This is a genomic window from Streptomyces sp. NPDC050433 (assembly GCF_044458565.1).
In the GTDB taxonomy this organism is placed as follows: domain Bacteria; phylum Actinomycetota; class Actinomycetes; order Streptomycetales; family Streptomycetaceae; genus Streptomyces.
The window spans coordinates 31,614-56,309 of sequence record NZ_JBITIB010000024.1 but is presented as its reverse complement, the minus strand read 5'-3'; the positions used below and the strand labels follow the sequence as shown (position 1 = coordinate 56,309).

General features: G+C 69.5%; 26 protein-coding genes and 1 pseudogene. 16 read left to right on the top strand and 11 right to left on the bottom strand.

The genetic code is table 11. The features are described from left to right. Positions 1 to 17 precede the first annotated feature (17 nt). Entirely contained in the window at positions 18 to 659 is a 642-nt protein-coding gene (locus tag ACIBLA_RS26775) for a hypothetical protein (RefSeq protein WP_363243413.1), read from the bottom strand. Between the two features lie 65 nt (positions 660 to 724). On the opposite strand from ACIBLA_RS26775, the gene ACIBLA_RS26770 reads away from it, so the two are divergent. Next, entirely contained in the window at positions 725 to 1,243 is a 519-nt protein-coding gene (locus ACIBLA_RS26770; protein ID WP_399200144.1) for a GNAT family N-acetyltransferase, read from the top strand. A gap of 69 nt (positions 1,244 to 1,312) precedes the next feature. After that, positions 1,313 to 2,047, top strand: a complete 735-nt coding sequence (locus ACIBLA_RS26765) for a Mut7-C RNAse domain-containing protein (protein WP_399200104.1) — start codon at positions 1,313 to 1,315, stop codon at positions 2,045 to 2,047. A 9-nt stretch (positions 2,048 to 2,056) separates the two neighbouring features. Here ACIBLA_RS26765 and ACIBLA_RS26760 read toward each other — a convergent pair whose 3' ends face one another. Then, positions 2,057 to 2,542, bottom strand: coding sequence for a hypothetical protein (locus ACIBLA_RS26760; protein WP_363243411.1), 486 nt, complete (start codon positions 2,540 to 2,542; stop codon positions 2,057 to 2,059). Between the two features lie 98 nt (positions 2,543 to 2,640). On the opposite strand from ACIBLA_RS26760, the gene ACIBLA_RS26755 reads away from it, so the two are divergent. The 4 genes from ACIBLA_RS26755 to ACIBLA_RS26740 all read left to right on the top strand — a co-directional run bounded on the left by ACIBLA_RS26755 (position 2,641) and on the right by ACIBLA_RS26740 (position 5,453). Next, on the top strand, positions 2,641 to 2,976 hold the full coding sequence (locus tag ACIBLA_RS26755; RefSeq protein WP_363243409.1) for a YnfA family protein: 336 nt from the start codon (positions 2,641 to 2,643) through the stop codon (positions 2,974 to 2,976). A gap of 32 nt (positions 2,977 to 3,008) precedes the next feature. Then, positions 3,009 to 3,782 carry an SDR family NAD(P)-dependent oxidoreductase gene (locus tag ACIBLA_RS26750; protein ID WP_363243408.1) on the top strand — a complete coding sequence of 258 codons (774 nt, stop codon included), beginning with the start codon at positions 3,009 to 3,011 and terminating at the stop codon, positions 3,780 to 3,782. A gap of 99 nt (positions 3,783 to 3,881) precedes the next feature. Then, positions 3,882 to 4,436: a DinB family protein gene (locus ACIBLA_RS26745; RefSeq protein ID WP_363243407.1), complete on the top strand. Its 555-nt coding sequence runs from the start codon at positions 3,882 to 3,884 to the stop codon at positions 4,434 to 4,436. Positions 4,437 to 4,568: 132 nt separating this feature from the next. Next, positions 4,569 to 5,453: a hypothetical protein gene (locus ACIBLA_RS26740; RefSeq protein ID WP_399200103.1), complete on the top strand. Its 885-nt coding sequence runs from the start codon at positions 4,569 to 4,571 to the stop codon at positions 5,451 to 5,453. Between the two features lie 67 nt (positions 5,454 to 5,520). Here ACIBLA_RS26740 and ACIBLA_RS26735 read toward each other — a convergent pair whose 3' ends face one another. Next, complete coding sequence (locus tag ACIBLA_RS26735) at positions 5,521 to 6,705, bottom strand: RtcB family protein (protein ID WP_363243405.1); 1,185 nt, start codon at positions 6,703 to 6,705, stop codon at positions 5,521 to 5,523. A 255-nt stretch (positions 6,706 to 6,960) separates the two neighbouring features. Here ACIBLA_RS26735 and ACIBLA_RS26730 point away from each other — a divergent pair, with 255 nt between their 5' ends. The 3 genes from ACIBLA_RS26730 (at position 6,961) to ACIBLA_RS26720 (ending at position 10,202) form a co-directional block, all read left to right on the top strand. After that, on the top strand, positions 6,961 to 7,782 hold the full coding sequence (locus tag ACIBLA_RS26730; RefSeq protein ID WP_363243404.1) for a DUF3558 domain-containing protein: 822 nt from the start codon (positions 6,961 to 6,963) through the stop codon (positions 7,780 to 7,782). Positions 7,783 to 7,894: 112 nt separating this feature from the next. Beyond that, positions 7,895 to 8,626 carry a DUF3558 domain-containing protein gene (locus ACIBLA_RS26725; RefSeq protein WP_363243403.1) on the top strand — a complete coding sequence of 244 codons (732 nt, stop codon included), beginning with the start codon at positions 7,895 to 7,897 and terminating at the stop codon, positions 8,624 to 8,626. Between the two features lie 154 nt (positions 8,627 to 8,780). Next, positions 8,781 to 10,202 (top strand): DUF2637 domain-containing protein, encoded by a 1,422-nt coding sequence (locus ACIBLA_RS26720; protein WP_363243402.1) that lies wholly within the window; start codon positions 8,781 to 8,783, stop codon positions 10,200 to 10,202. A gap of 27 nt (positions 10,203 to 10,229) precedes the next feature. Here the strand turns inward: ACIBLA_RS26720 and lysS are convergent, their stop codons facing one another. After that, on the bottom strand, positions 10,230 to 11,984 hold the full coding sequence (gene lysS, locus ACIBLA_RS26715; RefSeq protein WP_363243401.1) for a lysine--tRNA ligase: 1,755 nt from the start codon (positions 11,982 to 11,984) through the stop codon (positions 10,230 to 10,232). A gap of 167 nt (positions 11,985 to 12,151) precedes the next feature. Between lysS and argS the strand changes: the two genes are divergently transcribed. Continuing rightward, positions 12,152 to 13,921, top strand: a complete 1,770-nt coding sequence (gene argS, locus ACIBLA_RS26710; protein ID WP_363243400.1) for an arginine--tRNA ligase — start codon at positions 12,152 to 12,154, stop codon at positions 13,919 to 13,921. A 34-nt stretch (positions 13,922 to 13,955) separates the two neighbouring features. On the opposite strand, the gene ACIBLA_RS26705 is transcribed toward argS, so the two are convergent. Together ACIBLA_RS26705 and ACIBLA_RS26700 are read right to left on the bottom strand one after the other, a co-directional pair. Continuing rightward, positions 13,956 to 15,155 (bottom strand): hypothetical protein, encoded by a 1,200-nt coding sequence (locus ACIBLA_RS26705; protein ID WP_363243399.1) that lies wholly within the window; start codon positions 15,153 to 15,155, stop codon positions 13,956 to 13,958. Between the two features lie 62 nt (positions 15,156 to 15,217). Beyond that, positions 15,218 to 16,156, bottom strand: a complete 939-nt coding sequence (locus ACIBLA_RS26700) for an STM4015 family protein (protein ID WP_399200143.1) — start codon at positions 16,154 to 16,156, stop codon at positions 15,218 to 15,220. 208 nt (positions 16,157 to 16,364) lie between these two features. On the opposite strand from ACIBLA_RS26700, the gene ACIBLA_RS26695 reads away from it, so the two are divergent. Next, complete coding sequence (locus ACIBLA_RS26695) at positions 16,365 to 17,258, top strand: NAD(P)-dependent oxidoreductase (RefSeq protein ID WP_399200102.1); 894 nt, start codon at positions 16,365 to 16,367, stop codon at positions 17,256 to 17,258. Positions 17,259 to 17,265: 7 nt separating this feature from the next. Here ACIBLA_RS26695 and ACIBLA_RS26690 read toward each other — a convergent pair whose 3' ends face one another. Beyond that, positions 17,266 to 18,210, bottom strand: coding sequence for a hypothetical protein (locus ACIBLA_RS26690; protein ID WP_399200101.1), 945 nt, complete (start codon positions 18,208 to 18,210; stop codon positions 17,266 to 17,268). Between the two features lie 61 nt (positions 18,211 to 18,271). Next, entirely contained in the window at positions 18,272 to 19,243 is a 972-nt protein-coding gene (locus tag ACIBLA_RS26685; RefSeq protein ID WP_399200100.1) for a hypothetical protein, read from the bottom strand. Between the two features lie 59 nt (positions 19,244 to 19,302). On the opposite strand from ACIBLA_RS26685, the gene ACIBLA_RS26680 reads away from it, so the two are divergent. Both ACIBLA_RS26680 and ACIBLA_RS26675 read left to right on the top strand, forming a co-directional pair. Next, positions 19,303 to 20,085 carry an endonuclease/exonuclease/phosphatase family protein gene (locus ACIBLA_RS26680; protein WP_399200099.1) on the top strand — a complete coding sequence of 261 codons (783 nt, stop codon included), beginning with the start codon at positions 19,303 to 19,305 and terminating at the stop codon, positions 20,083 to 20,085. A gap of 63 nt (positions 20,086 to 20,148) precedes the next feature. Further along, positions 20,149 to 20,928, top strand: coding sequence for a DUF4253 domain-containing protein (locus ACIBLA_RS26675; protein WP_363243392.1), 780 nt, complete (start codon positions 20,149 to 20,151; stop codon positions 20,926 to 20,928). 54 nt (positions 20,929 to 20,982) lie between these two features. On the opposite strand, the gene ACIBLA_RS26670 is transcribed toward ACIBLA_RS26675, so the two are convergent. The 3 genes from ACIBLA_RS26670 to ACIBLA_RS26660 form a co-directional block, all read right to left on the bottom strand. Beyond that, on the bottom strand, positions 20,983 to 21,636 hold the full coding sequence (locus tag ACIBLA_RS26670) for a CDP-diacylglycerol diphosphatase (protein WP_363243467.1): 654 nt from the start codon (positions 21,634 to 21,636) through the stop codon (positions 20,983 to 20,985). A gap of 689 nt (positions 21,637 to 22,325) precedes the next feature. After that, a complete protein-coding gene (locus ACIBLA_RS26665) occupies positions 22,326 to 22,736 on the bottom strand; it encodes a hypothetical protein (protein WP_363243391.1) in 411 nt (136 codons plus the stop codon). Between the two features lie 67 nt (positions 22,737 to 22,803). Continuing rightward, the gene (locus ACIBLA_RS26660; protein ID WP_363243390.1) at positions 22,804 to 23,199 is read right to left on the bottom strand and encodes an ATP-binding protein; all 396 of its coding nucleotides are present in this window, start codon (positions 23,197 to 23,199) and stop codon (positions 22,804 to 22,806) included. A 113-nt stretch (positions 23,200 to 23,312) separates the two neighbouring features. On the opposite strand from ACIBLA_RS26660, the gene ACIBLA_RS26655 reads away from it, so the two are divergent. From ACIBLA_RS26655 to ACIBLA_RS26645, 3 genes and pseudogenes are all read left to right on the top strand, one after another. Beyond that, positions 23,313 to 24,137: a Scr1 family TA system antitoxin-like transcriptional regulator gene (locus tag ACIBLA_RS26655; RefSeq protein ID WP_399200098.1), complete on the top strand. Its 825-nt coding sequence runs from the start codon at positions 23,313 to 23,315 to the stop codon at positions 24,135 to 24,137. Between the two features lie 11 nt (positions 24,138 to 24,148). Further along, positions 24,149 to 24,313: pseudogene (locus ACIBLA_RS26650) on the top strand (DUF397 domain-containing protein); the annotation flags it as partial. A 132-nt stretch (positions 24,314 to 24,445) separates the two neighbouring features. After that, on the top strand, positions 24,446 to 24,682 hold the full coding sequence (locus tag ACIBLA_RS26645) for a hypothetical protein (RefSeq protein WP_363243387.1): 237 nt from the start codon (positions 24,446 to 24,448) through the stop codon (positions 24,680 to 24,682). The last annotated feature ends 14 nt before the right edge of the window (positions 24,683 to 24,696 follow it).

Sequence of the window (24,696 nt, the reverse complement as noted above, 5' to 3'; positions counted from 1 at the left end):
AGTTCGGCGGGGTCGCGTCACCGGGTCCCGGTCGCGGCGACGACACCCCGGCCGTGGGCGGCGGCGTGCCGGAGCACCCGCAGCGGCCCGGCCAGCAGCCCGGCGGCGTCGAACTCCCCCTCCGCCGCACCGGTCATCGCGTACGCCCAGGCGTCGACACGGGCGATCACCTCCGTACGGCGCGGCCCGGTCACGGCCAGCACGGACTCGGCGTCCGGCAGCACGGCCCGCACCTCGTCGGCGGTGAGCAGGAAGTCCCCGAACCAGCCCGGAAGCCGGGCGGACTCCTCGGCGCCCAGGCCGTGGTGGAGCGCGGTCGCCGGCTCCCCGTCGCGTACGGCCACGGCGAACAGCGCGTCGGGACCCGTCCGGTCGGCGGCGGCACGGCGCAGGAGGTCCGCCGCCGCGTCCTTCATGGCCGCCACGGCGGGCGCGGTCGGGCCGCCGCCGCGCGCGAACGCGGCGAAGCGGTGGGCGGCCGGGGTCGGTTCGGGCGTGAAGTACGGCTCGCGGTCGCCGCCACCCAGCCACCAGCGCAGGTCGTCGGCGCAGCCCGGCGGGACGGTCCAGGTCTCGTCGAGATGGGCGAACCGCCGGGGCAGGGCGACGACCTCGGCGTCGGGCACAGCACCGACCGTCCACACGCCGGTGTAGCTCATGTGACCGCCCCTCCCGCTCCGCCGCCCGGTTGTCAGTGCCTCGATCTACAGTCGGTCCCGTGGAGATGAAAGCACCCCAGGTGCGGCTGGAGCCATGGTCTGAGGGGGATCTCGGACTGCTGCACGCGGCGAACGCGCCGGAGCTGATGACGCATCTCGGCGGCCCCGAGACCGACGAGCAGGTGCGGGCCAGGCACCACAGGTACGTGACGCTGAGCGCCGACCGGACAGGCAAGGGCCGGATGTTCCGAATAGTGCTGCTGCCGGACGGCGAGCCGGTGGGGAACACCGGCTTCTGGGAGACCACCTGGCAGGGCCGGGACGTGTACGAGACGGGCTGGAGCGTGCTCGGGGAGTTCCAGGGCCGCGGGCTCGCCGTGGCGGCGACGAGGGCGGTGGTGGAGCGGGCGCGGGCGGAGCGCAAGCACCGCTATCTGATGGCGTACCCCTCGGTGGGGAACGGCGCGTCGAACGCGGTGTGCCGCAAAGTGGGCTTCGAACGGCTCGGGGAGGGCGAGTTCGAGTATCCGGTCGGCCACCTGATGCGGTGCAACGAGTGGCGGCTGGACCTTGAGGCGGAATGAGGCGGCCGGCGGGTCCTACCGGCGCGGAAAGCCCTGGCCCGCCTCCCGGCCCGATGTCATGCTGACGGCGTGAACGGACCGGAGATCCACCTCACCTTCGCCCCTGAGCTGCATGTCTTCGTCCCGGCCGGGCGGCGTGACGGGCGTTCGACCGTGACGACGGACGGCTCCTCGACGCTCGGCCATGTCGTCGAATCCCTCGGCGTCCCGCTCACCGAGGCCGGCCAACTCCTCGTCGACGGACGCCCGGTGGCCACGTCGCACATCCCGTCGGCGGGCGAGTCGGTGGAGGTACGGGCGGTGGCCCGGCCGCAGCGCGTCCCCGGAGCGCCGCTGCGCTTCCTGCTCGACGTCCATCTCGGCACCCTGGCGCGCCGGATGCGGCTGCTGGGCATCGACGCGGCGTACGAGAGCGCGGACATCGGCGACGCCGCGCTGGCCGCGCTCTCGGCGAAGGAGCGGCGGGTCATGCTCTCGCGCGACCGGGGTCTGCTGCGCCGCCGGGAGATCTGGGCGGGGGCGTACATCTACAGCGACCGCACGGACGACCAGCTCCGGGACGTGCTGGAGCGGTTCGCGCCCGCGCTGGCCCCGTGGACGCGCTGCACGGCGTGCAACGGCCGGCTCGGGCCCGCCGACAAGGACTCGGTCGAGGACCGGCTGGAGCAGGGCACGCAGCGTACGTACGACGTGTTCGCGCAGTGCACGGCCTGCGGCAGGGTCTACTGGCGCGGTGCGCACCATGCGCGTCTGGCGGCGATCGTGGACGAGGCCGTGCGCGAATTCGGCGGCACGGCCGTGTGAGCGGGCCTGTCAGTAGACGTACAGATCGCCGGTGGCCGGGACGAGCACGTGGTGCTTGTCGTTCTGCGGGTTGCGGTCGTCGGCGCCGCCGTTCCAGACGGTGGCGATGTCCACGGACACCTCGGCGGGATCGCCGACCGTCCGCAGATCGAGCAGGAACTCGCTGTCCCGCCCGTCCGCCCGCAACGTGCCCGCCTGGCAGTACACGACCTGGTTCCCGCCCCACAGGCAGGCGTCCGGCAGCTTCTGCCCGACGGCCAGCGGCGCGGAGAAGCTGAGCCGCGCCGTCGCGCCGGCGAGGTCCGAGGGGCCGTGGTTGCCGATCGCGAGCCGCACGGCGAGGCGCCCGCCCCACAGGGAGACGTGCCCGTGGTGCGCCACGTCCGCCTCCACGCCCCCGCCCGTGCCACTGTCCGAACCCGCTCCCGCGCCCGAACCCGCGCTCAGCACGACGGCCATGGCCGCGGTCGGCACCACCAACATCACTCTACGCATTGCTCCCATAATCGGAAGATACCCCCACATCACCGCATACTTGACCAACCGTCAGTGCGGCGCGTCGCCCCATTCACCCGCATGACAGGCTGACCTCCATGCTCGTCGCCCGCTCCATCGCCCTCTTCGCCGTCGCCGCCCTCTTCGAGATCGGCGGCGCCTGGCTCGTCTGGCAGGGCGTACGCGAACACAAGGGCTGGATCTGGATCGGCGCCGGAGTCATCGGGCTCGGCCTGTACGGCTTCGTCGCCACCCTCCAGCCGGACGGCGAGTTCGGCCGCATCCTCGCGGCGTACGGCGGCGTCTTCGTCGCCGGGTCGATCGCCTGGGGCGTGGTCGCCGACGGCTACCGTCCCGACCGGTACGACATCATCGGCGCGCTGATCTGCCTCGTCGGGATGGCCGTACTGATGTACGCCCCGCGCAATCACTGAACCGCACCGCCTGTCCATCCGAGGAGCACGCCATGACCGTCGCCGGCAGACCCACCGCCGTCGTCACCGGAGCAAGCAGCGGCATCGGAGCCGCCACCGCTCGCCAACTCGCCGCCGCGGGCCTGCACGTCGTCGTGACCGCCCGCCGCAAGGACCGCATCGAGGCGCTGGCCGCCGAGATCAACGCGGCGGGTCACTCCGCCACGGCCTACGTCCTCGACGTCACCGACCGCGCGGCCGTCGACACCTTCGCCGCCGAACTCGCCGGCCTCCCGTCCGTCGACGTCCTGGTCGCCAACGCGGGCGGCGCGCTCGGCGCCGACCCGGTCGCCAGCGGCGACCCGGACGACTGGCGCCAGATGTTCGAGACGAACGTCATCGGCACCCTCCACACCACCCAGGCCCTGCTCCCCGCGCTCACCGCGAGCGGCAACGGCACGGTCGTGATCCTCTCCTCGACGGCGGGCCTCGCCACGTACGAGGGCGGCGGCGGCTACGTCGCGGCCAAGCACGCCGAGCACGTCCTGGCGGAAACCCTCCGGCTGGAGATCGTGGGCACGCCGGTCCGCGTCATCGAGGTGGCGCCCGGCATGGTCAAGACGGAGGAGTTCGCGTCCACGCGCTTCCGCGGGGACACCGAGCGGGCGGAGAAGGTGTACGAGGGGGTCGCCGAACCGCTCAGCGCGGACGACGTGGCCGACACCATCACCTGGGCGGTGACCCGCCCCCACCACGTCAACATCGACCTCCTGGTGGTCCGCCCCCGCGCGCAGGCCTCCAACACCAAGGTGCACAGGGAGCTTTGACAGCGGGGCGGCGCGCCGACAAGTCCGGCGGCACGGTCGTGGCGTCGCCCCCGACAAATGGTTTGCCCGCCCACCGCCCCTGATGGAACGCTCGCCGTCATGACGACGCCAGTCCCCCGCGTTGACCTGCTGGTCCGCCAACTCGACATGGCCTGGGCCCTGTTCGAGTACTACCAGAAGGACCTGGACGACCGGGCCTGCCTCTGGGAACCCTCCCCCGACTGCTGGACGGTCCGCCCCGACGCCGAGGGCCACTGGGTGGCCGACTGGCAGGTCCCGGAACCGGACCCGGTCCCCAGCACCTCGATCGGCTGGCTCACCTGGCACATCGGCTACTGGTGGACCACCACCCTCACCCACTGCTTCGGCGAGGGAGCCCCACCCCGCGAATCCATCCACTGGCCGGGCACGGCGGAGTCCACGATGACCTGGCTCCACTCCCTGAAGACCGCCTGGCGCACGGAGCTGCTCCAACTCACCGACGCGGCCCTGGACTCGAAGGACCGGACGACGGGCCTGGCGTGGGGCGAGAACATTGAGCTGGTCCATGTGGCGAGCTGGCTCAACTTCGAACTGACGAAGAACGTCGCGGAAATCGGCCTGGTCCACCGCGCCTACCAGGCATCGACACGGCCCGCCCACTCGTTCGAGTGACCAATTCGCGTACGGCTTCACGGACGCGGCGGCGAGCCTAGGCTCGATCGGGAAAAGCACCGAAGCAACGGCCCCGGACGGGACGGCAATCCCGGCCGAGGCCTGACCACCTAAGGAAGAAAGGCCTTCCTCGTGGCTGAACAGGACCATAACCCGCCGCCGCCACTCTTCGACATGGACGCCACCGCGACCTTCATGGATGTCCGAGATCCACGCTACGCCTACATGTTCGGCTTCCTGCAGGCCGACGGACACCTCTCGTCGGGCAGGGGCCGTAAGGGACGGCTGACCGTCGAGCTCAGCGTGCGGGACATCGAAATCCTCCGCGAATTCCAGCGGTTGACCCCCTACAGAAGCACTATCGGCGAACGCACCCGGTCCACGAACTTCGCATCGGCGCATCACTCCGCGATCTGGATCCTGTACGCCCTCGAAGCCCGGACAATCCTCAATGACATCGGCCTGCCCTATGGGCCCAAGTCGGCACGGATCACCCCGCCTCGCGTCGAGTTCTCCCGCCGGGACTATCTGCGCGGAATCATCGACGCGGACGGGTCGGTCGGTTACACCGGCCAGGACCTTCCGTTCCTCTCGCTCACCACAGCGAGCACCGCGGTCGGCGCGTATCTGTGCCACTACGCGAAGAAGGTCACCGGTGCGCAGCGCCAGATCAAGCGCAACGAGCGCGACGGGGTCTACAACATCGTCTACGTGAAGGAAGCGGCCGTGGAGTTGGCCGCCCATCTCTACTATCCGGGCTGCCTGGCCCTGGAGCGCAAGCGGGCATCCGCGGCCTCACTCGCCGCATGGCAGCGGCCGGCGGGCATGAAGTTCCGGCCGCCCGGAAGACGCTGGAAACCGTCGGAGGACCGCGTGCTGCTGCGCCTGGGCGACCCCTCGCGGGCGGCGATCGAGCTGGACCGGTCCGAAAGCAGCTGCGCCGTTCGCCTCTGGCGGCTCAACACCGGTCTCGTCGCGCTACCCCCGGACGAGGGGGAGAACCCGGACGAGTCGTAGCGCGCCTGTGGCGGTGCCGTCCCCCGTGAACGGCACCGCCACAGGCCCCCCGTACCGCGCCCCGCCCTCAGCCCTTCACGCACACCACCTGCTTGAGCTTCGCCACCACCTCGACCAAGTCCTTCTGCTGGTCGATGACCTTCTCTATCGGCTTGTACGCACCCGGAATCTCGTCCACGACGCCGGAGTCCTTACGGCACTCCACGCCCCGCGTCTGCTCCTCCAGGTCCTTGGTCGTGAAGCGCTTCTTCGCCGCGTTACGGCTCATCCGCCGACCCGCCCCGTGCGACGCCGAGTTGAACGCCGCGCTGTTGCCGAGGCCCTTCACGATGTACGTGCCGGTGGCCATCGAGCCGGGGATGATCCCGAGGTCGCCGCTGCCCGCCCGGATCGCGCCCTTGCGCGTCACCAGCAGGTCCACGCCGCCGTACCGCTCCTCGGCGACGTAGTTGTGGTGGCAGCTGATCTCCGGCTCGAAGGTGACCCGCGCCTTCTTGAACTCCTTGCTCAGTACGTTCTTGAGCAGACCCATCATGATCGCGCGGTTGTACTTCGCGTACTCCTGCGCCCAGAACAGGTCGTTCCGGTACGCCGCCATCTGCGGCGTCTCCGAGACGAAGACGGCAAGGTCCCGGTCGACCAGACCCTGGTTGTGCGGGAGCGACTGGGCCACGCCGATGTGGTACTCGGCAAGCTCGTTGCCGATGTTCCGGGAGCCGGAGTGCAGGGTGAGCCAGACGGCGCCCGCGGAATCGACGTTCACCTCGATGTGATGGTTGCCCGCGCCGAGCGTTCCCATCTGCCTTACCGCCCGCTGCTGACGGAATTTGACCGCTTCCGCGATCCCGTCGAACCGGCCCCAGAAGTCGTCCCATCCCGCCCCGAGCACCGCGTCCGGCTCGACCAGGTCGTCGTGCATCCCGCGGCCCACCGGAATCGCCTGCTCGATCCGGGAACGGAGGCGTGACAGGTCGCCCGGCAGGTCGTTCGCCGTCAGGGATGTCTTGACCGCCGACATGCCGCAGCCGATGTCCACTCCGACCGCCGCCGGGCAGACCGCGCCCTGCATCGCGATGACCGAGCCGACCGTCGCGCCCTTGCCGAAGTGGACGTCCGGCATCACGGCGAGGCCCTTGATCCAGGGCAGCGTCGCCACGTTCCGCAGCTGCTGCATCGCGACGTCCTCGACCGACGCGGGGTCCGTCCACATGCGGATGGGGACCTTCTCGCCCGGCACTTCCACGTACGACATAGTTCCTCGATTCCCCCGAAAGTCCGATAGAGCAAAAACCGGAACCAGGTTCGTCAAACCAGACAACGAACCGGCATCCACGGCAGTGCTTGAGGTACACATTGTGTCCACCGCACGCCAAGCGGCGGCAAACCCTTTTCGCGTGAACTCGCCATGTGCGCGGAACCTGGAACCAGCGTGGCACCTGCGCAGTTCTCATCAGTACGACCGTTTAGAACTCATGTCCACATCGCGTAGATAGGGAGCCCAGGGACCGTGCAGCGAAAGGCGTACGTACCCGGCCTGGCGGCGCTGCTCGTGACGCTCGTCGCGGGTTGCACCTCCGGTAACGGCGGGGACGGGTCCGACATCAACGCCAAGGCCGGAGTACCCACCGCGTCCACCGCGCCTCCGGGCAAGTACCGCACGCTCAGCGAGCCGTGCGGATCAGTGGACCGGGCCACGCTGCGCGATCTGCTGCCGGGTGTCACCCAGCTCCCCGCGGAGCAGCAGGAGAAGGCGTTCAAGGGCACGGCGGCCGTGACGTACGACACCGATCGCCGCGTCGGGTGCTCCTGGTCGTCCGACGCCCCCAGCGCCTCCCACCATCTGGCGATCGACGTCGAGCGCGTCGTGTCGTACGACCCGGCGGTGAGCGACGCCGACAAGGCGCAGGAGGTCTACGCGAAGAAGGAGGACGGCGCCGCCCTGCCGCCTCCCGTCGAGGAAACGGGCGAAACGGACGATGCGGGCGGCAGCCCGAGCGACGGCCCGAGTCCGTCCGGATCGCCCTCCGCCGGCAAGACCCCCAACAGCGGCACGACCACCGGCCCCTCCGCGAGCACGACACCCCCCGGCCTCCAGCCCCGCCTGCTGGACGACCTCGGCGACGCGGCCTTCGTGGACGACGTCTTCGCCCCGTCCGGTTCCGCCGCGAAGCGCCGTACGGTCAGCGTGGTCTTTCGCACATCGAATGTGGTGGTGACCGTTCGGTACGCGGAGCAGCCGGCCCACCCGACGACCGTCCCGGACAGCAAGGAGCTGCAGGAAAAGGCCCGCGGGCTGGCCCGCAAGCTGGCCGATCAGCTCGACGAGTAGCTCGACGGGCGGAGTGGCCGAGTCCGCCGCCCGGGCGCGGAGGCACGCGCCGGGCGGTTACCGTGGCCGATCGGACCGTACGACCACCGCCTCACGGAACACTGAAGGAACCATGCAGCGATCAGCCCCGCGCCCCAGCCGCTCCCGCACCCGCGTGTCCATGCTCGCGTGCGCAGTCGTCCCGGTGATGATCGTCGCCGCCGGCTGCTCGTCCGACTCCGGCTCCGACAGCGGCAAGGACGCGGACAAGCCCGCGGCCTCGACGTCGAAGTCGGCGACGAAGGTCGCCCCCGCGAAGTTCACGTCGCTGCCGGCCGACCCGTGCAAGTCGATCGCCGCCAAGACGATCGCGGACCTGGTGCCGAAGGCGAAGGACAAGTCGGGTTCGGCGGGGAAGTCCTCGGACATCACGACGCGCGGCAGCTGCTCGTGGAACGGCCTGGACGACAACGGCGTCAAGGGCTCGCAGTACCGCTGGCTGGACGTCTCCTTCATGCGGTACGACTCCGACCAAGGCATCGGCTCGGGCCAGGATCGCGCCGCGGACTACTACAAGCAGGAAGTCGCCAAGGCGCGGGCCACCGAGGGCGCGAAGGGCGCGAAGGCGGCCCCGGCGGCCGGAATCGGCTCGGAGGCGACGGCGGTCACCTACAGCCTGACGAAGACGGGCGAGACGTTCGGCTACGCGACGGTCGTCGCGCGCTCGGAGAACGTGGTGATCACGCTCACGTACAACGGCGCGGGTTACGCGGGCGCGAAGTCCCCGGCGGCGTCGGACCTGGTGAAGGACGCGACGAAGGCGACGAAGGAAGCGGTAGCGGCCATTCCGGCGGCGGCGAAGTAGCCCCGCTCCCGGACCCGCCAGGCCTCCCCGCCTCTCCCGCGATTAAGGACAAACACCCCAACTCCCCAGCCACGCACGGCTCCCCGCGCCACAGCACCCGTACACATGTGCCAGGCTGTGCCCCGCCAGATGTCCAGGACGGGAGGGGCCACGGGTGGCCGCGATGCAGCTCACTCGCACGCACCGAATACTCATCGGCGTCGTCGTCGCCGGCGCGGTTCTCATCGCCGCGATCGGTTTCGCGGGGTCGTACTCCGCCGTGCGCGACCTCGCCGAGAAGAAGGGCTTCGGCCAGTTCTCGATCGTCTTCCCGATCGGTATCGACGCGGGTATCTGCGTCCTGCTGGCCCTCGACCTCCTGCTGACCTGGATGCGGATCCCGTTCCCGCTCCTGCGCCAGACCGCATGGCTGCTCACCGCCGCCACCATCGCCTTCAACGGCGCCGCCGCCTGGCCCGACCCGCTCGGCGTCGGCATGCACGCGGTGATCCCGATCCTCTTCGTCGTCTCCGTCGAGGCGGCCCGCCACGCGGTCGGCCGTATCGCGGACATCACCGCCGACAAGCACATGGAGGGCGTCCGCCTCACCCGCTGGCTGCTGTCGCCCGTACCGACGTTCAAACTGTGGCGCCGGATGAAGCTGTGGGAGATCCGCAGTTACGAGGACATCATCCAGCTCGAACAGGACCGGCTCATCTACCAGGCCCGCCTCCAGGCGCGCTACGGCCGCAACTGGCGCCGCAAGGCGCCGATCGAGGCCATGATGCCGCTGCGGCTCGCCAAGTACGGCGTCCCCCTCGCGGAGACCGGCCCGGCCGGTCTCGCCGCCGCCGGCATCGAACCGGCCCTGCTCCCGCCGGCCCCCGCGGCGACGACCGCCGCCGCCCCCGTACCCGAACTCCCGCAGGCGCAGCACCAGCAGCAACACGAGCGCGAGCACGAGCACCAGCACCCGCAGCCCGAACTCACCGAAGAAGAGTGGATCCAGCTACAGAAGGAGGAGCAGTGGGCGCGGGAGAACGAGCAACACCAGCAGGACCCCGGCGCCGCCGCCCCCTACGAAAGCCCCTGGTTCGCCGCCCCTCGGGCGCCTGAGGGCCCGTACGAGGGCTCGTACGACCCCACGTACGACCCACAGCAGCACGACCCGCAGCAGTACGACCCACAACAGCACGAGCAGCGGCCCGACGAGCTGTACGAGGAGCGGTACGACGACGTACAGGAACCGCAGCAGCAGACCCCGTCCCGCCGCCCCCTCGGCCGCCAGCCCGAGGTCGACTTCGAGCCCGAGTTCGAGCCGGAGCCCGAACCCGAGCAGGACGAGCTGCCCACCGCCACCCTCCCCGAGGGCATGTCCCGCGAGCAGGCGTACTTCCACGCGTTCCGGAAGTACGTCAGCGAGCGCCAGGACTACCCCAACGCCCGCCAGTTCGCCATCTACTTGCAGGACCTGTACGGCGTGACCGGCCGCACGGGCGGCCCGCTGAGCGAAAGCTCCCTGCGCGCGTATCTGAAGGACTTCCGGCGCCGCTACCAGGAGCAGTTGGACGCGCAGGACGCCGAGCACATCGCCTGAAGCGACGAACCGGCAACCTCAGCCACCTCAGCCGCCCAGCAGCCTCCGTACCCGCTCCGCCCCCACCGCCAGCAGCAGCGTCGGCAGCCGCGGCCCGGTGTCCCTGCTGACCAGCAGCCGGTAGAGCACCGCGAAGAACGACCGCTGCGCAGCCTTCAGCTCCGGCGTCGGCTTCGCGTCGGGCGCCAGCCCGGCCAGTACCTTCGGCACGCCGTAGACGAGCGTCGTGAGCCCGTCCAGCGACCAGTGCGCGTCCAGGTCCGCCAGCAGCAGCCGCAGCGCCTCGCGCGTCTGCTCGTCCAGCGAGTCCAGCAGCTCCCGGTCGGGCTCGTCCCGCACGACCGTCCGGGCCTCGGCGGGCACCTGGCTGGTGATCCAGTTCTCCGCCCGGTCCAGCCGGGGCCGCGCCTCGTCCAGCGAGGTCAGCGGGTCGGCGGGGTCCAGCTCGCTGAGGATCCGCAGCGTCTGCTCCTCGGCGCCCGCCGTGATGTCCACGACGGAGGCCAGCGTGCGGTACGGCAGCGGGCGCGGCGTACGCGGCAGCTCACCGGCAGCCGTACGGGTGGCCCGTGAGTACGCCGCGGCGTCGGCCGCCTGTACCGACTCGTCCGCGATCTTGCGCTCCAGGGCGTCCCACTCGTCGTACAGCCGCTGGATCTCCTGGTCGAAGGCGATCTTGAAGGACTGGTTCGGCCTGCGCCGCGCGTAAAGCCAGCGCAGCAGCGGCGCCTCCATGATCCGCAGCGCGTCGGCCGGGATCGGCACGCCTCCCTTGGAGGACGACATCTTCGCCATCCCGGAGATGCCGACGAACGCGTACATCGGTCCGATCGGCTGCACCCCGTCGAAGATCTCGCGCACGATCTGCCCGCCGACGACGAACGACGAGCCGGGCGAGGAGTGGTCGACGCCGGACGGCTCGAAGACCACGCCCTCGTACGCCCAGCGCATCGGCCAGTCGACCTTCCAGACCAGCTTGCCGCGGTTGAACTCACTGAGCAGGACGGTCTCGCCGAAACCGCAGGCCTGGCAGACGTAGGTCAGCTCGGTCGTCCCGTCGTCGTACCCGGTGACGGTGGTCAGGTCCTTGCCGCAGCCCTCGTTGCCGCAGTAGGGCTTGTACGGGAAGTACCCGGCCGACCCCGCGCCGTCGTCCTCGTCGGCGGCGCCCGACCCCTCGGCGGCCTCCAGCTCGGCCTCGTCGACCTTCTTCTGCTGCGGCTTCTTGCCCGTGCCGGGACCGCCCGCCGCCTTGTCCTTCGTGCGGTAGCGGCCGAGGATCGCGTCGATCTCGCCCCGGTGCCGCATCGCGTGGAGGATCTGCTCGCGGTACGTCCCCGCCAGATACTTCTCGGTCTGGCTGATCCCGTCGTACTCGACGCCCAGCTCCACCAGCGACTCGATCAGCTGCGCCTTGAAGTGCTCGGCCCAGTTCGGGTACGCGGACCCGGCGGGCGCGGGCACGGACGTCAGGGGCTTGCCGATGTGCTCGGCCCAGGACGCGTCCACTCCGGGGATCCCGGCCGGCACCTTGCGGTAACGGTCGAAGTCGTCCCACGAGATGAGGTGCCTGACCTCGTACCCCCGCCTGCGGATCTCGTCGGCGACGAGGTGCGGCGTCATGACCTCGCGGAGATTGCCCAGGTGGATCGGGCCGGAGGGGGAGATGCCGGAGGCGACGACGACCGGTTTGCCAGGCGCACGTCGCTCCGACTCGGCGATGACATCGTCCGCGAAACGGGAGACCCAGTCGGTCTCGGTGCTCTGAGCCACGGTCGGCACGTCCTTCTTTCTGCTGTCTGCTGGGCCCTGCTGAATACGCCTGCGATACCGGCGCCGCCCATTGTCCCAGGCCCTTACGACAATGCGAAAACGACTTGTTGCCCCATGGGAGAATGGGCTTACGAACGCCCCTCCGACACACCCTCTACAGGAACGGCTCCCAGCCCATGGCCCCGGTCACTTCCCTCGCCTCGACCGTCGATCAGCGCATCGCGGACGCCCTCTCGGCAGCCCTGCCGGAGGCCGGCCCCGCGGACCCTCTGCTGCGACGTAGCGACCGGGCGGACTTCCAGGCCAACGGGATGCTGGCCCTCGCCAAGAAGCTGAAGGGCAATCCGCGCGAGCTGGCGGCCAAGGTCGTGGACGCGCTGGCCGGCGGCGACCTCATCAAGGAGGTCGAGGTCTCGGGCCCCGGCTTCCTCAACATCACGGTCTCGGACCGGGCGATCATCGAGACTCTGGCAGCCCGCGTCGCCGACGACCGCCTCGGCGTCCCGTTCGCCACCGACCCCGGCACGACGGTCATCGACTACGCGCAGCCGAACGTCGCCAAGGAGATGCACGTCGGCCATCTGCGCTCCGCCGTGATCGGTGCCGCGATGGTCGAGATCCTGGAGTTCGCCGGCGAGAACGTGATCAGGCGCCACCACATCGGCGACTGGGGCACCCAGTTCGGGATGCTCATCCAGTATCTGACCGAGCACCCGCACGAGTTGGACCACAGTCGCGCGGGCGAGGTCTCCGGTGAGGAGGCGATGTCGAACCTCAACCGTCTCTACAAGGCCGCCCGCACGGTCTTCGACTCCGACGAGGAGTTCAAGACCCGTGCCCGCGACCGCGTCGTCGCGCTCCAGGCCGGTGACGCCGACACCCTCGCCCAGTGGCAGCGCTTCGTCGACGAGTCGAAGATCTACTTCCACTCGGTCTTCGACAAGCTCGACATGGAGATCCGCGACGAGGACGTCGTCGGTGAGTCCGGCTACAACGACATGCTCGAAGAGACCTGCCGCATCCTTGAGGAGACGGGCGTCGCCGTCCGCTCCGACGGGGCGCTGTGCGTGTTCTTCGACGACGTGAAGGGCCCGGACGGCAACCCGACGCCGCTGATCGTCAAGAAGAGCAACGGCGGTTACGGGTACGCGGCCACCGACCTCTCCGCGATCCGCGACCGCGTGGGAAACCTGAAGGCGAACACCCTCCTGTACGTGGTGGACGCCCGGCAGTCGCTGCACTTCCGGATGGTCTTCGAGACCGCCCGCCGGGCCGGCTGGCTCAACGACCAGGTGCACGCCGTCCAGCTCGCCTTCGGCACCGTCCTCGGTAAGGACGGCAAGCCGTTCAAGACCCGTGAGGGCGAGACAGTGCGGCTGGTGGACCTGCTGGACGAGGCCGTCGAGCGCGCGTCGGCGGTCGTCCGGGAAAAGAGCGAAGGACTCGGCCTCACGGAGGACGAGATCGTCGAGCGGGCCACGGAGGTGGGCATCGGCGCGGTGAAGTACGCCGACCTGTCGACGTCGGCGGCGCGGGACTACAAGTTCGACCTGGACCAGATGGTGTCGCTGAACGGCGACACGAGCGTGTACATCCAGTACGCGTACGCCCGGACCCGGTCCATCTTCGGCAAGGCGGGCGACCGCTCGCCGGTGGCCCGTCCCGATCTCGAACTGGCCCCGGCGGAGCGGGCGTTGGGCCTGCACCTGGACCAGTTCGGCGAGGTCCTGGCGGAGGCCGCGTCGGCGTACGAGCCGCACAAGCTGACCGCGTATCTGTACCAACTGTCGTCGCTGTTCTCGACGTTCTACACCGAGTGCCCGGTCGTGAAGCCGGCGCCGCCGCAGGAGGTCGCGGAGAACCGCCTCTTCCTCTGCGACCTCACCGCCCGCACCCTGCACCAGGGCATGTCGCTGCTCGGCATCCGTACGCCCGAGCGGCTGTAGACCCGAGGGGCTAGAGGCTGTACGCCCCGTACGGTCAGCGCATCGCGCCCCGTATCTCCGGATACACCACCTCGTCCGGCAGCCGGTACCCGAGCCCCGTCAGCCGTGCCGCGACGTCCGCCGGGCTGCGGCCCGTCAGGCTGGCACTGCGGAGTACGTACTCCAGGTGGACGTCGTCCAGGTACGAGCGGGTGACCGTGTCCAGCAGCCGGATGTCGGCCTCGTCGGCGGTCTCGGGCAGGTTCGCGCTGTGGTGCAGGAAGTGCCCCAGCGTGGCCAGTCGCCCGGCGATCGCGGCGGGGCCGCGCCCGGTGACGAGGGCGGCGCGCAGGATGTGCCGCACCTGGACACCCACGACGTTGTTCTTCGTCAACCAGGGCGCTCGGCCGTCCAGGTTCTCGCTGAGGATGACGAGGTCGTCCGGCTCCGGGGTGTCGGGCACGGTCCCGTCCGGGCGCTGGCAGCCCAGTTCGTTCAGCCGGGCGAGGATGTCCGCGTGCGAGCGGCCCGTCTCGCGGGCGACGGCGAGGATGTGCCCGACGGGCGGGGCCGTCCAGCGGCCGAGCCAGCCGCCGCCGGGGGTGTCCGTGTACTTGAGAAGCCGCTCGTCCTCCGGTTCGGGCGTGTACGGCAGCCGGAAGCCGAGCGCGATCAGCCGCCGTGCGGCGACGTACGGACTACAGGACAACTCCAGCGCCACGCCCAGCACATGCTGCGCGGACACCTCTTCTCCCCAGTCGAGCCACGACCCGTTGCTCCTGCGCTCGGTGAGGATCAGCGCGACATCACGCGGGTCGGCGGTCTCCGGCAGCGGCCGGACGCCGGTGCCGACCTGGTAGCCGTAAGCGGTCATACGACGTGCGACGTCGGCCGGGGCACGGCCGGTGCGAGCCGCCGATTCGACGATCTGCCGCAGAGACACGGTCTTGTCGATGTCGACCGGGGTGGCGCCGATCCTCTCCACACTCGTGATCAGCGGTGCGTCGTCGGGCTCGACGGCGTCGGGCAGCGGACCTTCGGAGCGCTGGATGTCGGCGTACCCCAGTGTGGCCAGCCGTGTCACGACGGCGGCGGGGCTCCACTCCAGCTTGGCCGCGATGAGCAGCACACGCCCGTACGGCACCTGCACGGCGGGATGCCGCCAGGGGTACCTGCCGTTCAGATAGTTACTGGCGATCAGGAGGTCGTCCGGGTCCTGGGACGCGGGGGCATGGGCTTCGGGCGCGCGGGACATGGTGGTGTGGCCTTTCAACGGTGCGACGGCAGACGGCAGACGGGGCTCAGGCGCTCAGGCGCTCATTCGGACGCCGCGATGTACCGGCCGTCCTCGTCCCAGTCGTCGGGCTCGCGCTGGTGCTTCATCGTCAGATCCACCCGAACTCCCGCCGGCTCCAGGGCCGTCCAGATCCGCAGCATCATGTCGTGGCTGATGAAGTGGAAGGAGAGATCGAGTTCGCGCAGGTGGGTCAGTGGCTGTCCCTGGAGCAGTGCCTCCACGCCCGTGTCGGAGAGTGTGCCCATCGACAGGCTCAGCGACGTGAGTTGGGGCACGATCGTCGCGGTGGCGAGTGCGGCGGCCAACTCGTCCTGGATGAAGCTGTTCTGGAGGCCGAGATGGCGCAGCGCGGGCTTGCCCTCCCCCGCGAACAGCGGGGCGAGCTGCTCGACCGTGACGCCGCCGCCGTAGTTCTCGTCCCCGAGCCACAGCTCCAGGTGTTCCAGCGAGGGCAGTTGGGCGGCGGCGATGTGCTCCGCCGCGAGCGGGGGCAGTCCGCCGGACTCGACGCGCAGCACGCGCAGTCCCTCGTGGCCGGAGACGGGGAAGTCGAGGCCGTCCCCGCCGCGTATGGCCAGCTCCCGAAGGCCGGGGTACGTCTGGAGGATCGGGGCGACGTCACAGTGGCCGATCGTGGAGAGCATCGCCTGCTCGTCCTCCAGATCACCCAGGAAGAGCGCTTCGAGCCCGGTCAGCCGGGGCGCAAGATCGATCAGATCGTCGTGCGACATCCCGCCGTCGCCGTCGTACCAGGGCTGGCCGAAGATGATCGCCCGTACCTTGTCCAGCTCGACCGACTCCGTGAAGCGCTTCCAGCAGACCTCCGCGTCCTCCTCGGTGTCGTACGGCTCCCGGTGCAGGCGCCAGGCGACCGCGTCGGCGGGCGGCAGGTCCGCCGGGTCGGCGTACGGCGGGAAGTTGTACACGGGCAGTCCGTAGAACTGCTCAACATGGTGCACATAAGACAAGATCGGGCTCCTGAGGCTCCTGGTAAGCCAGTTGGCGCTCGTCATCCTTCCGTCTCCGGCCCGTGTTTCGCACACACTTCCGTATCTTCCTTGCTTACCTCCCGGTGGGTATCGCACTAAATAGTCGGTACTTGTGGCCGGAAGTCCGCCGGCAAGAAGATCGGACGACCCCGTCCGCCCCGCCCGGAGGAGCACCTTCATGTCCACGACCCCCGCCCCGCCCGCCAAACCCCCCGTCTCCGTCATCGGTCTCGGAATGATGGGCACCGCTCTGGCCGTCGCCTTCCTCAGGGCCGGGCATCCGGTCACCGTGTGGAACAGATCCCTGTCCAAGACCGGGCCGCTGGCCGCCCAGGGCGCCTTCCCGGTGGACACGGCCGCCGAGGCGGTCGCCGCGAGTCCGCTGGTGGTCGTCTGCCTGTCCACGTACGACACGGTCCGCGCGGTCGTCGAACCGCTCTCCGGGCAGCTCATCGGCAAGACGCTCGCCAACCTCACCAACGGCACCCCCGAGCAGGCTCGCGACCTCGCCACCTGGGCGGCCAAGGAGGGCGCTGAGTATCTGGACGGCGGGATCATGGCCGTCCCGCAGATGATCGCGGGGCCGCACGCGTACGTCCTCTACAGCGGCCCGCAGGACGTCTTCGACGCGCACCGGGAGACGCTCGCGGCGCTCGGCGGCACGAAGTACACCGGCACGGACCCCGGTCTGGCCGCGCTGTACGACCTGGCGCTGCTCACCGGCATGTACGGGATGGTGATGGGCGTGATGCAGGCGTACGCCCTCGTCGGTACGGAGTCGATCCCGGCCACCGAGTTCTCGGAGCTGCTGGTGCCCTGGGTGGGCGCGATGCTCGGCTCGGCGCCCGAGTGGGCGGAGGCGATCGACTCGGGGCAGCATCTGACGGACGTGTCGAGCCTGGCCGTCAACCAGGAGGCGTTCCCGAACCTGCTGAACACCTTCGCCGCCCAGGGTGTGAGCGGCGAACTCTTCGCCCCGTTCCAGCCGCTCCTCGACCGCGCGATCGCCGAGGGCCACGCGGCGGACGGCCTCTCGCGTCTGGCCGATCTGCTGCGCAAGGGCAGTTCCTGACGGCTTGTCAGTGCGGGGCTTCACACGAGCACGCGGACTGGTATCGCGCCATCAGGTCGAGGCGGTCCGCGTACTCGGGTCGGCCGAGATCCCGGTACGCGCGCGCCCACAGCGGTTTGAGGTCGGCGAAGTAGCAGCCCGGTCCGTTGACGAAGGCGTCCTTGAGCGCGAGCAGCGCGGTCGCCGGGTGTCCGGCGTCGAGCCAGACCTCGGCGGCGATCAACTCCGGTTCGAGCTGCGGGCGATCCGCGGCCACCGGCCTGCTGTCGGCGTACGCGTCGGCAGGGGCGAGTACGCCGATGCCGTCCTCGCCCCTCTCGTGCCGCCAACCCTCCGGTACGTCAAAGGAGATGGCGAACCCGGTGTCGTGGGAGACCCGCGAACCGTCCCAGGACGACCCGGCGTAGACACGGTCCGGGTCGGGCCGCACACCAAGCTCGGCGGCGACCCGGTCGAGAAGTCTCCGCCCCGCCGGCGGCTCCGGCTCCGGCCTCTCGCGCCATCGCCGCAGGGTCCACGACAGCATGAACTCCAGGCCCGCGTGCGTGTCCGCGCCGATCAGGGTCACACCGTGGTCATGACCGTTGGCCAGGGCTACCGGGTGGTCGGGCCGCCCGAGTTCCGGCGCGGGCACCAGCCAGCCGACATCGGCGCCGGTGCCCAACGCGCCGAAGGGCACGAACTCCGGCGTGGCGAACATCGGCAGTGCCGGCTGAAGGTGGTCCTCGCCGAACTCCGGGGAGCCGGTCCACCCGTCGAGCGGGCGGGGAGTCGCGGCCAGGTCGAACATGAAGTCGTAGTGGGTCGCCACGAGGGTGTCGTCGTAGCACTCGTCCTCCACGTAGCGCTCGTACGCGCGCTGCCAGGCGATGTCCACCAGCGTCTGTAGCGCGGGCGGGGTGGGGAACGGGAAGAGATCGTCAACCCAGGGCGGCGGCGTCGAGTCGGTCATGGCGCCCACCCTACGATTCGGCCCTCAAGGGCCTCTGCCTTGGCCGGTTGCTGACGGTCCGTCAGTCGCGGGTGCCGGGTATGAGGTCCGTGTGCTCCAGTTCCGTGATGATGCGGTCGGCGCGGCTGTGCAGTCCACGGGCTTCGCGCGGCTCGACATGGGCCAGGAGCTGGAGCGCCATCACGCGGAAGCGAAGCAGGCCGGCATCGCCCGCGTGCTCGACGGCTGCACGGGCGTGGTGGATCGCCCGGTCGCGGTCGCCGAGCCTCCAGTGGCAGTACGCCAGCCCGTGATCGCGCCTGAACAGCGCAAAAGCAGCGGGGCTTTGGACGTTGATGGATCGATACAGCCTTGCCGCCGGCAACAAGCGCGGTTGTGGCCCGGCATGGATCAACCGATAGGCGCGCTGATCGGCCCAGCGCGCGTGATAGCAGTCCCGTTCGCCGCCAGGTGGCAGCCGCGCGATCTGCGCCCGAGCCCGCGCGAGTGCCTCGTCGGCGTGGACCGCCTGCCCGCCGTCCGTCTCCAGCCGGGCCTCAAGCAGGGTGAACTCGACCTGCGCGGCCAGGGCCACCCGCGTCGTGTCGGCGGCATGAGCCAACCGCAGCCGAGCGTCTTGGCGGTCGCGTCGGCGCAGCGCGACCGAAGCCAGGCCGAGGTGGATCCAGCACGCGGCGGGCGACTCGGCGATCGGCGGCCGGTCCCACAGCCACAGCTGTGCCTCGCGCAGCGACAGCGGCAGGTCAGCGAAGCGACCGTGGTACTGCCCCATCCAGCGCGCGGTGTCTTCAAGCGGTCGCGGCACACCGAAGTAGTGCAGCAGCCAGCGCCCGTACTGCCCGCCGGACGCGTTGCCACGGGACTTGAGGCGGCGCAGGCCGCGTTCGACCGTTCCCGGATCAACCGGCAGTCCCACCCACGGTCCGGCGCGCCGCATCAGCGTGTGGGTGAGCGCGGTCCACCCACCGTGCGCGTCAGTCAGGTGTTCGAGGTAGTGCTGCCACGTGCAACCCATCGGGGAGTTGTCACTCACTGTCATGTCCGTAATCGTGTCCTACCGTGCACGTGGTCTCCGTCCCTAGCCTGCGCTGCATGAAGACCTTCAGTGCGGTGACCTACAACGTTCTCGCCCAGCCCTTCGCTCACGCCGATCGCTACCCCCTCAGCCCTCCCGAGGCTCTCGACCCGGTCCGCCGCCGCGCCCTGCTGCTCAACCGTATCGACGAACTCGATGCCGATCTGCTGTGCCTACAGGAGGTCGAGCCCACGATCTACGACGAACTGCGCGCCCGGCTGGAGACCACCCACGATGCGGCTTATGTGCAGCGCGGCCAACGCCCCGACGGTCTGGCCGTCTTCGCCCGGCGTCCCCTCTTCGGCGGGCTCGAACACCACGAACTGCACTTCGCGTCGCAGCGTCGCGGGGGCGACGACCTGGCGCTGATCGTCCAGCTCACCTTCGATGACCGGCCGCTCCATGTCGTCTGCACTCACCTTGCCTGGCAACCCGAGTCGACACCGCCCGCCGAGCACGTCGGCCACCGTCAGATGCTCGAACTCCTCGCCCACCGCGACGCCACAGCCCCGGACGCCACCTGGGTCTTCGCCGGCGACTTCAACGCCATATCGCAGAGCGTCGTCGTCGCGACGGCGCTGGAGCGGGGCATGGACGAGAGCTGCCGCAGCCAACGCCCGTGGGACACCTGCGCCATCAACGGCCGACGGCGCAAGATCGACTACCTGCTGTTCTCCACGGGACGACTTGAACCGCGACCTGGTGTCCTGCCCAAGCTCTCCCGTGACACCGCGCTACCGTCCCTGACGGAGCCTTCGGACCACCTGCCGCTACGCGTCGGCTTCTCACCCATCCCGTAACCGGCCGGTCAAGTTCCCTCGGACGAACCCTTGTTGTCAGTGGCGGCCCTTAAGGTCTCCACCATGGCGACGCTCCCCAACCCCCTGCCCGCCCTGGCCACCGATCCCTCGGGGCGGTCGCTCGGGCTCCAACTGCCGCCCGGCAGGCTGGTCGACACGACCAGCGACGGGACTTGGCACGAACCGATCCTCTGGTACGCGGACGAGCCGGCGGCCCCGCGCGCCTGGGCGGACCTGCTGCCCGCCCGCAGGACGGGGCTGCATCCGCTGCTCGTCCACGGCGGGCACGGCAAGCAGTGGCCCGAGGACTGGGAGTTGAGCCCGGAGTGGACGTCGTATCCCGGCGACCACGAGGCGGATGACGTCCTCGCGGACTTCTGGGAGCAGCTGACGGATGACGAGTGGCCGGGCCTCGCACCCGCGCTGTCGTCGTCGGCCGACCCGGACAAGGAGGCGGCCGAGGTCGCCTCCATCCTGACGGGCGACGGCAGTTGGCTGCACGGCGCGCGGGTGGCCCTGGTCCCGGCCCGCCGCAGCGCGGACATACCGGCGGCCATCGGCTGGTCGGGCCCGGTGAACTACGAGGATGACGTGGCGCGGCTGTGCGCGGTGCTGCGGTCGTGGGAGGACCGCTTCGGGATACGGGTGGTGGCGCTCACCTTCGACCAGCTGGTGGTCTCCGTGGCCGCCCCGCCGACGACCCAGGAGGAGGCGGAGGCGGTCGCGGCGGAGCACTTCGCGTTCTGCCCGGACAACGTGCACCAGGGCCGCCACCCGACGCTCCCCGCGTACGCGACGCACCAGGTGCTCAACCAGCCTGCCTGGACGTTCTGGTGGGACTGACGACTGCCGGGAACATCAGGGGCGCCGGGCGGGTGGGCACGACGCCGGACGGCATCAGCGGTACACAAGCAAATAGTCACAGGTGCTCGTACCGTCGTGGAGCGAAGGGTCGCTGTTGAGGACGTAGAAAGTCCCGGCGAACCCGGCAGCAGTCATCTTCGGCACCACGATCAGTGTCTGATTCCCCATGTCCAGCCCGTTCGGGACCACCACATATTGAGACAAGAGCGTGAACAGATTCTGCCCGAGGTTCGGCAGCTGGAGGGCTCGGTACATGCGATCCCCCACAGCCGGGGGACCCGAGATGGCCACCTGGTGGGCACTCCATTGCGCGGGTTGGGTGGCGATGCGGCCCATCTTTTCGAGGTCTTGCAGGCGATTCTGCGTGCTCGGCCGGACGCCCGCCATGTGAATGTGCAACTGGTCATAGCGCCGGGCGGCATGAGAGTTGATCCCCAATCCGATATTGGGGTATTGCACGGGGACATTCCCCCCGCTCCTCGCGTTCTCCCATGCGTCGTTCCAGTAGTTCGGCGCCGCCGAGGTCACGATAAACGGGCACTCGATACCCTTGATCCGACAACTCGGGAGCAGAAGATAATTGTGCGTGTTGTGGGGTCTGCCGTGCAGCACGACATAATTCTTGGTTGTGTTCAAGCAGTTGGGACCGGGGGTTCCCTGAGTGCAGGACTGGACTTCGTTCCACAGCGGATCATTGTCGGAGATGCTGCCGCAGAGGGACTGAAGCTGAGCAGGAGGGCAGGGACTCGGCCCCCCGGGAGGGGGAGTGGGGCATGAGCCGGAAGAAGGGTCTCCGGCCGCCGGGCCGACTGCCGCGGCCGGGCTCCCCATCACTCCCCCACCGGCCAGGAGCGCCGCCGCACCAATGGCGGAAGCCGCGACGAATTGACGCCTGGGCATCTCGTTCGAATTCTTGTGGTCATTCATGCGTGATCTCCCAGGGTGATGACCGCTGCTTGGATTACTGGCCATGAGCGAGAGAGGGAAGCCTCGCCTGCATTCCCCCTCACCGATCCGCACACAGGGTAGGCGGTGGTGAGCAGGTTTCCCATCAACTGAATGGGTGAGCGTCACACGTTTCGCAATTTCTACCGTGCCCTATACGGCGAGGCGGACAAGCCGCTTCTAGCAGCACAGGGCTCCGGCGAGTTCAAGAAAGTCCAGTAGTTTCAGGAATGACGCCCGGTCAAACTACGAAGTCGCACCACTCGACTCCGAGCACCCCGTTCGCGAGCAGTCACAACAGGATCCGATAGCCGCGCCCCGGCGGAACTCGGTACACCAGGGCCGCCACCCGACGCTGCCCGCGTACGCCCACGCACCAGGTGCTCAACCAGCCTGACTGGACCTTCTGGTGGGGCTGAACCGCCCGTCGCTCACTGGTCCTTGTCGCCCTGGGCCTTGTTCTGATCGTCGATGACGGACTGAGGCGGGACCCACTGTCGCGGGGGCGCGTCCGCAGGCCGGGCGTCCCTGCGCCGCGCGATCAGCATGCCCGCTGCCACGCCCGTGGGCAGTGACAGCAGCAGCCCGCCGGCCAGCCGGTTGTTCTGCTTCGAGGAGCAGACGTTCAGCGTCTCGAGCTGCAAGTCCCGGAACCTCGCCACGGACGCCTTGCTGTCCTCGAAGTCGCTGAAGCCGGATCCGTTGTCGATCAAGTTGACGTTGAGCGCCGGACGGCACTCCCCACTGCTCCGGCCCGAGTCCGGGCTCGACATCAGCAACCAGAGAATGACCGCCAGTCCGGCGCCGGTGAATATCGCGAGGGGGAGCTGGCCTTTGCCCATGCGCCGATGGTACGAAGCGTGCCACCGCGGTGCCACCGAGTAATCGGCCTGGATCAAGCGGACCCGGTCAGATCACGAACTCGCACCACACGACCTTGCCCGGGTTTCGCTCCCCCACGCCCCACTTGTCGGCGAGCGCGGCGACAAGCATGAGCCCACGCCCCGTCTCCCCGTAGGGCTCGCGGACACATGGCCGCCCGTCGCCGCTGTCGTGCACCTCGACACGGAACACCCCGTCCGCGAGCAGCCACAGCCGCATCCGGTAGCCGCGCCCCGGCGGAACTCCGTGCACCAGGGCGTTGGTCGCCAGCTCGCTCACGCACAGCAGCACATCGTCCAGCCGGTCGCCGAGGGCCCAGTCGATCACCGCCTCCCGTACGAACTGCCTGGCGGCGGGCACGGATCGGCGTTCGCGGCGGTAGAAGCGCTCGCGCAGCGCGGGGGGTGGATTCGTCTCGTTCACGGGGTGATTGTCACTGCCTGTGACTACGCTGGTGCAGTACGCGCACCCGTACAAAAAATCCGTACGGGCGGTGAAGGCGTGACGTACGGGCGGGGACGGGGAGTTGGGCAGGTATGCACACCAGAAAACGACAGCGGAAGAACGCGTCGGCGATGAAACTCGTGGGCGCGCTGGTCGCCCTCTTCCGGGAGGCGGCGGGCCTGACCCAACGCCAACTCGCCGAGCGCGCCCGCGTACACACGGAGACGATCGCGTCGGTGGAGCAGGGCCGCCGACTGCTGAAGCCTGATCTGGCGGTCCTGCTGGATCAAGTGCTTTTCACGAAAGGGGCGTTGGAGACGGCGGTGGACAACATGCCGGAGATCGACCGGTATCCGACGTGGGCGGCGGCGTTCATTGATCAGGAGCAGGAGGCGATCGCCATCTCCTGGTACGAGAACCAGGTAGTGCCTGGACTGCTCCAGACCGAGAACTACGCGCGAGCGGTCTTCCGCAGCAGGGTGCCCGCCTTCAGCGAGGAGGAGATCAACACCCGTGTCTCCGGGCGTATCGAGCGCCAGCAGATCCTGCACCTCAAAGTGCCGCCGACGTGCAGTTTCCTGATCGGCGAGGGCGTCCTCAAGGACCGGCTTGGCTCCCCGGCCGTATTCGCGGAACAGCTCCGCCAGCTCCGGGAGAGCGCCGACCTTCCGGGCCTGACCCTCCAGATCATGCCGTTCGGCCGGACCACTCACGCCGGCCTCGACGGACCGTTCGTCCTGCTGGAGACACCCGACCATCAGCATCTCGCCTATGCCGAGACCCAGCGGGGCAGCCTCTTCGTCGAGGACCCGGACGAGGTCAGCATCCTGGCTCGCAAATATGCGATGCTGCGGACGCAGGCCCTCAACCCCGAAGAGCCGAAAGGCCTGTTGGACCGGCTGCTAGGAGAGCAATGAACACCGCACTGGAGTGGTTCAAGTCCAGCTACAGCGGCAGCGAAGGCGGCGCCTGCGTCGAGGTCGCCGCGCACCCCGCCGCCGTACACGTCCGGGACTCCAAGGTCTCCGACGGGCCCGTGCTCACCCTCGCCCCCGCCGCATGGGCGGCCTTCACCGCGGATGTCGTGCGCTGACCGTCGTGCCGACTGCGCCGGTGAGGTGAATACCGCTCCGACACACGCCGTCAGCCGTGACTTTTAAGCCCGGTCCGAGCAATAGACAGACCGGACCATGAGGACTACGACGAGCAGACGGGCTACTAGCGGATGAGAGCCACACACACCCTGACCGTCCTGGGCGCGGCGGTGCTGGGGGCCGTATTGCCGGCCACCCACGCCGCCGCCGACGAGACCCACACGAACTCGCACAACGGCGGCTTCACGCTGCTCTCGATCGGTCAGATCGACGACCCGGCAGAGGACGTCCTGGAACACGCGACCGTGTTCGGCGAGACGCACATGACGGAGGGCGCGGAGGCACCGGACGCACCGGACACCGCATAGGGCGTGCTCGCCCA

Coding starts and splice junctions, on each gene's coding strand:
- ACIBLA_RS26775 (WP_363243413.1), bottom strand. CDS start 659: ATGAGCTACACCGGCGTGTGGACGGTCGGTGCTGTGCCCGACGCCGAG.
- ACIBLA_RS26770 (WP_399200144.1), top strand. CDS start 725: ATGAAAGCACCCCAGGTGCGGCTGGAGCCATGGTCTGAGGGGGATCTC.
- ACIBLA_RS26760 (WP_363243411.1), bottom strand. CDS start 2,542: ATGCGTAGAGTGATGTTGGTGGTGCCGACCGCGGCCATGGCCGTCGTG.
- ACIBLA_RS26755 (WP_363243409.1), top strand. CDS start 2,641: ATGCTCGTCGCCCGCTCCATCGCCCTCTTCGCCGTCGCCGCCCTCTTC.
- ACIBLA_RS26750 (WP_363243408.1), top strand. CDS start 3,009: ATGACCGTCGCCGGCAGACCCACCGCCGTCGTCACCGGAGCAAGCAGC.
- ACIBLA_RS26745 (WP_363243407.1), top strand. CDS start 3,882: ATGACGACGCCAGTCCCCCGCGTTGACCTGCTGGTCCGCCAACTCGAC.
- ACIBLA_RS26735 (WP_363243405.1), bottom strand. CDS start 6,705: ATGTCGTACGTGGAAGTGCCGGGCGAGAAGGTCCCCATCCGCATGTGG.
- ACIBLA_RS26725 (WP_363243403.1), top strand. CDS start 7,895: ATGCAGCGATCAGCCCCGCGCCCCAGCCGCTCCCGCACCCGCGTGTCC.
- argS (WP_363243400.1), top strand. CDS start 12,152: ATGGCCCCGGTCACTTCCCTCGCCTCGACCGTCGATCAGCGCATCGCG.
- ACIBLA_RS26705 (WP_363243399.1), bottom strand. CDS start 15,155: ATGTCCCGCGCGCCCGAAGCCCATGCCCCCGCGTCCCAGGACCCGGAC.
- ACIBLA_RS26695 (WP_399200102.1), top strand. CDS start 16,365: ATGTCCACGACCCCCGCCCCGCCCGCCAAACCCCCCGTCTCCGTCATC.
- ACIBLA_RS26690 (WP_399200101.1), bottom strand. CDS start 18,210: ATGACCGACTCGACGCCGCCGCCCTGGGTTGACGATCTCTTCCCGTTC.
- ACIBLA_RS26680 (WP_399200099.1), top strand. CDS start 19,303: ATGAAGACCTTCAGTGCGGTGACCTACAACGTTCTCGCCCAGCCCTTC.
- ACIBLA_RS26675 (WP_363243392.1), top strand. CDS start 20,149: ATGGCGACGCTCCCCAACCCCCTGCCCGCCCTGGCCACCGATCCCTCG.
- ACIBLA_RS26665 (WP_363243391.1), bottom strand. CDS start 22,736: ATGGGCAAAGGCCAGCTCCCCCTCGCGATATTCACCGGCGCCGGACTG.
- ACIBLA_RS26655 (WP_399200098.1), top strand. CDS start 23,313: ATGCACACCAGAAAACGACAGCGGAAGAACGCGTCGGCGATGAAACTC.
- ACIBLA_RS26645 (WP_363243387.1), top strand. CDS start 24,446: ATGAGAGCCACACACACCCTGACCGTCCTGGGCGCGGCGGTGCTGGGG.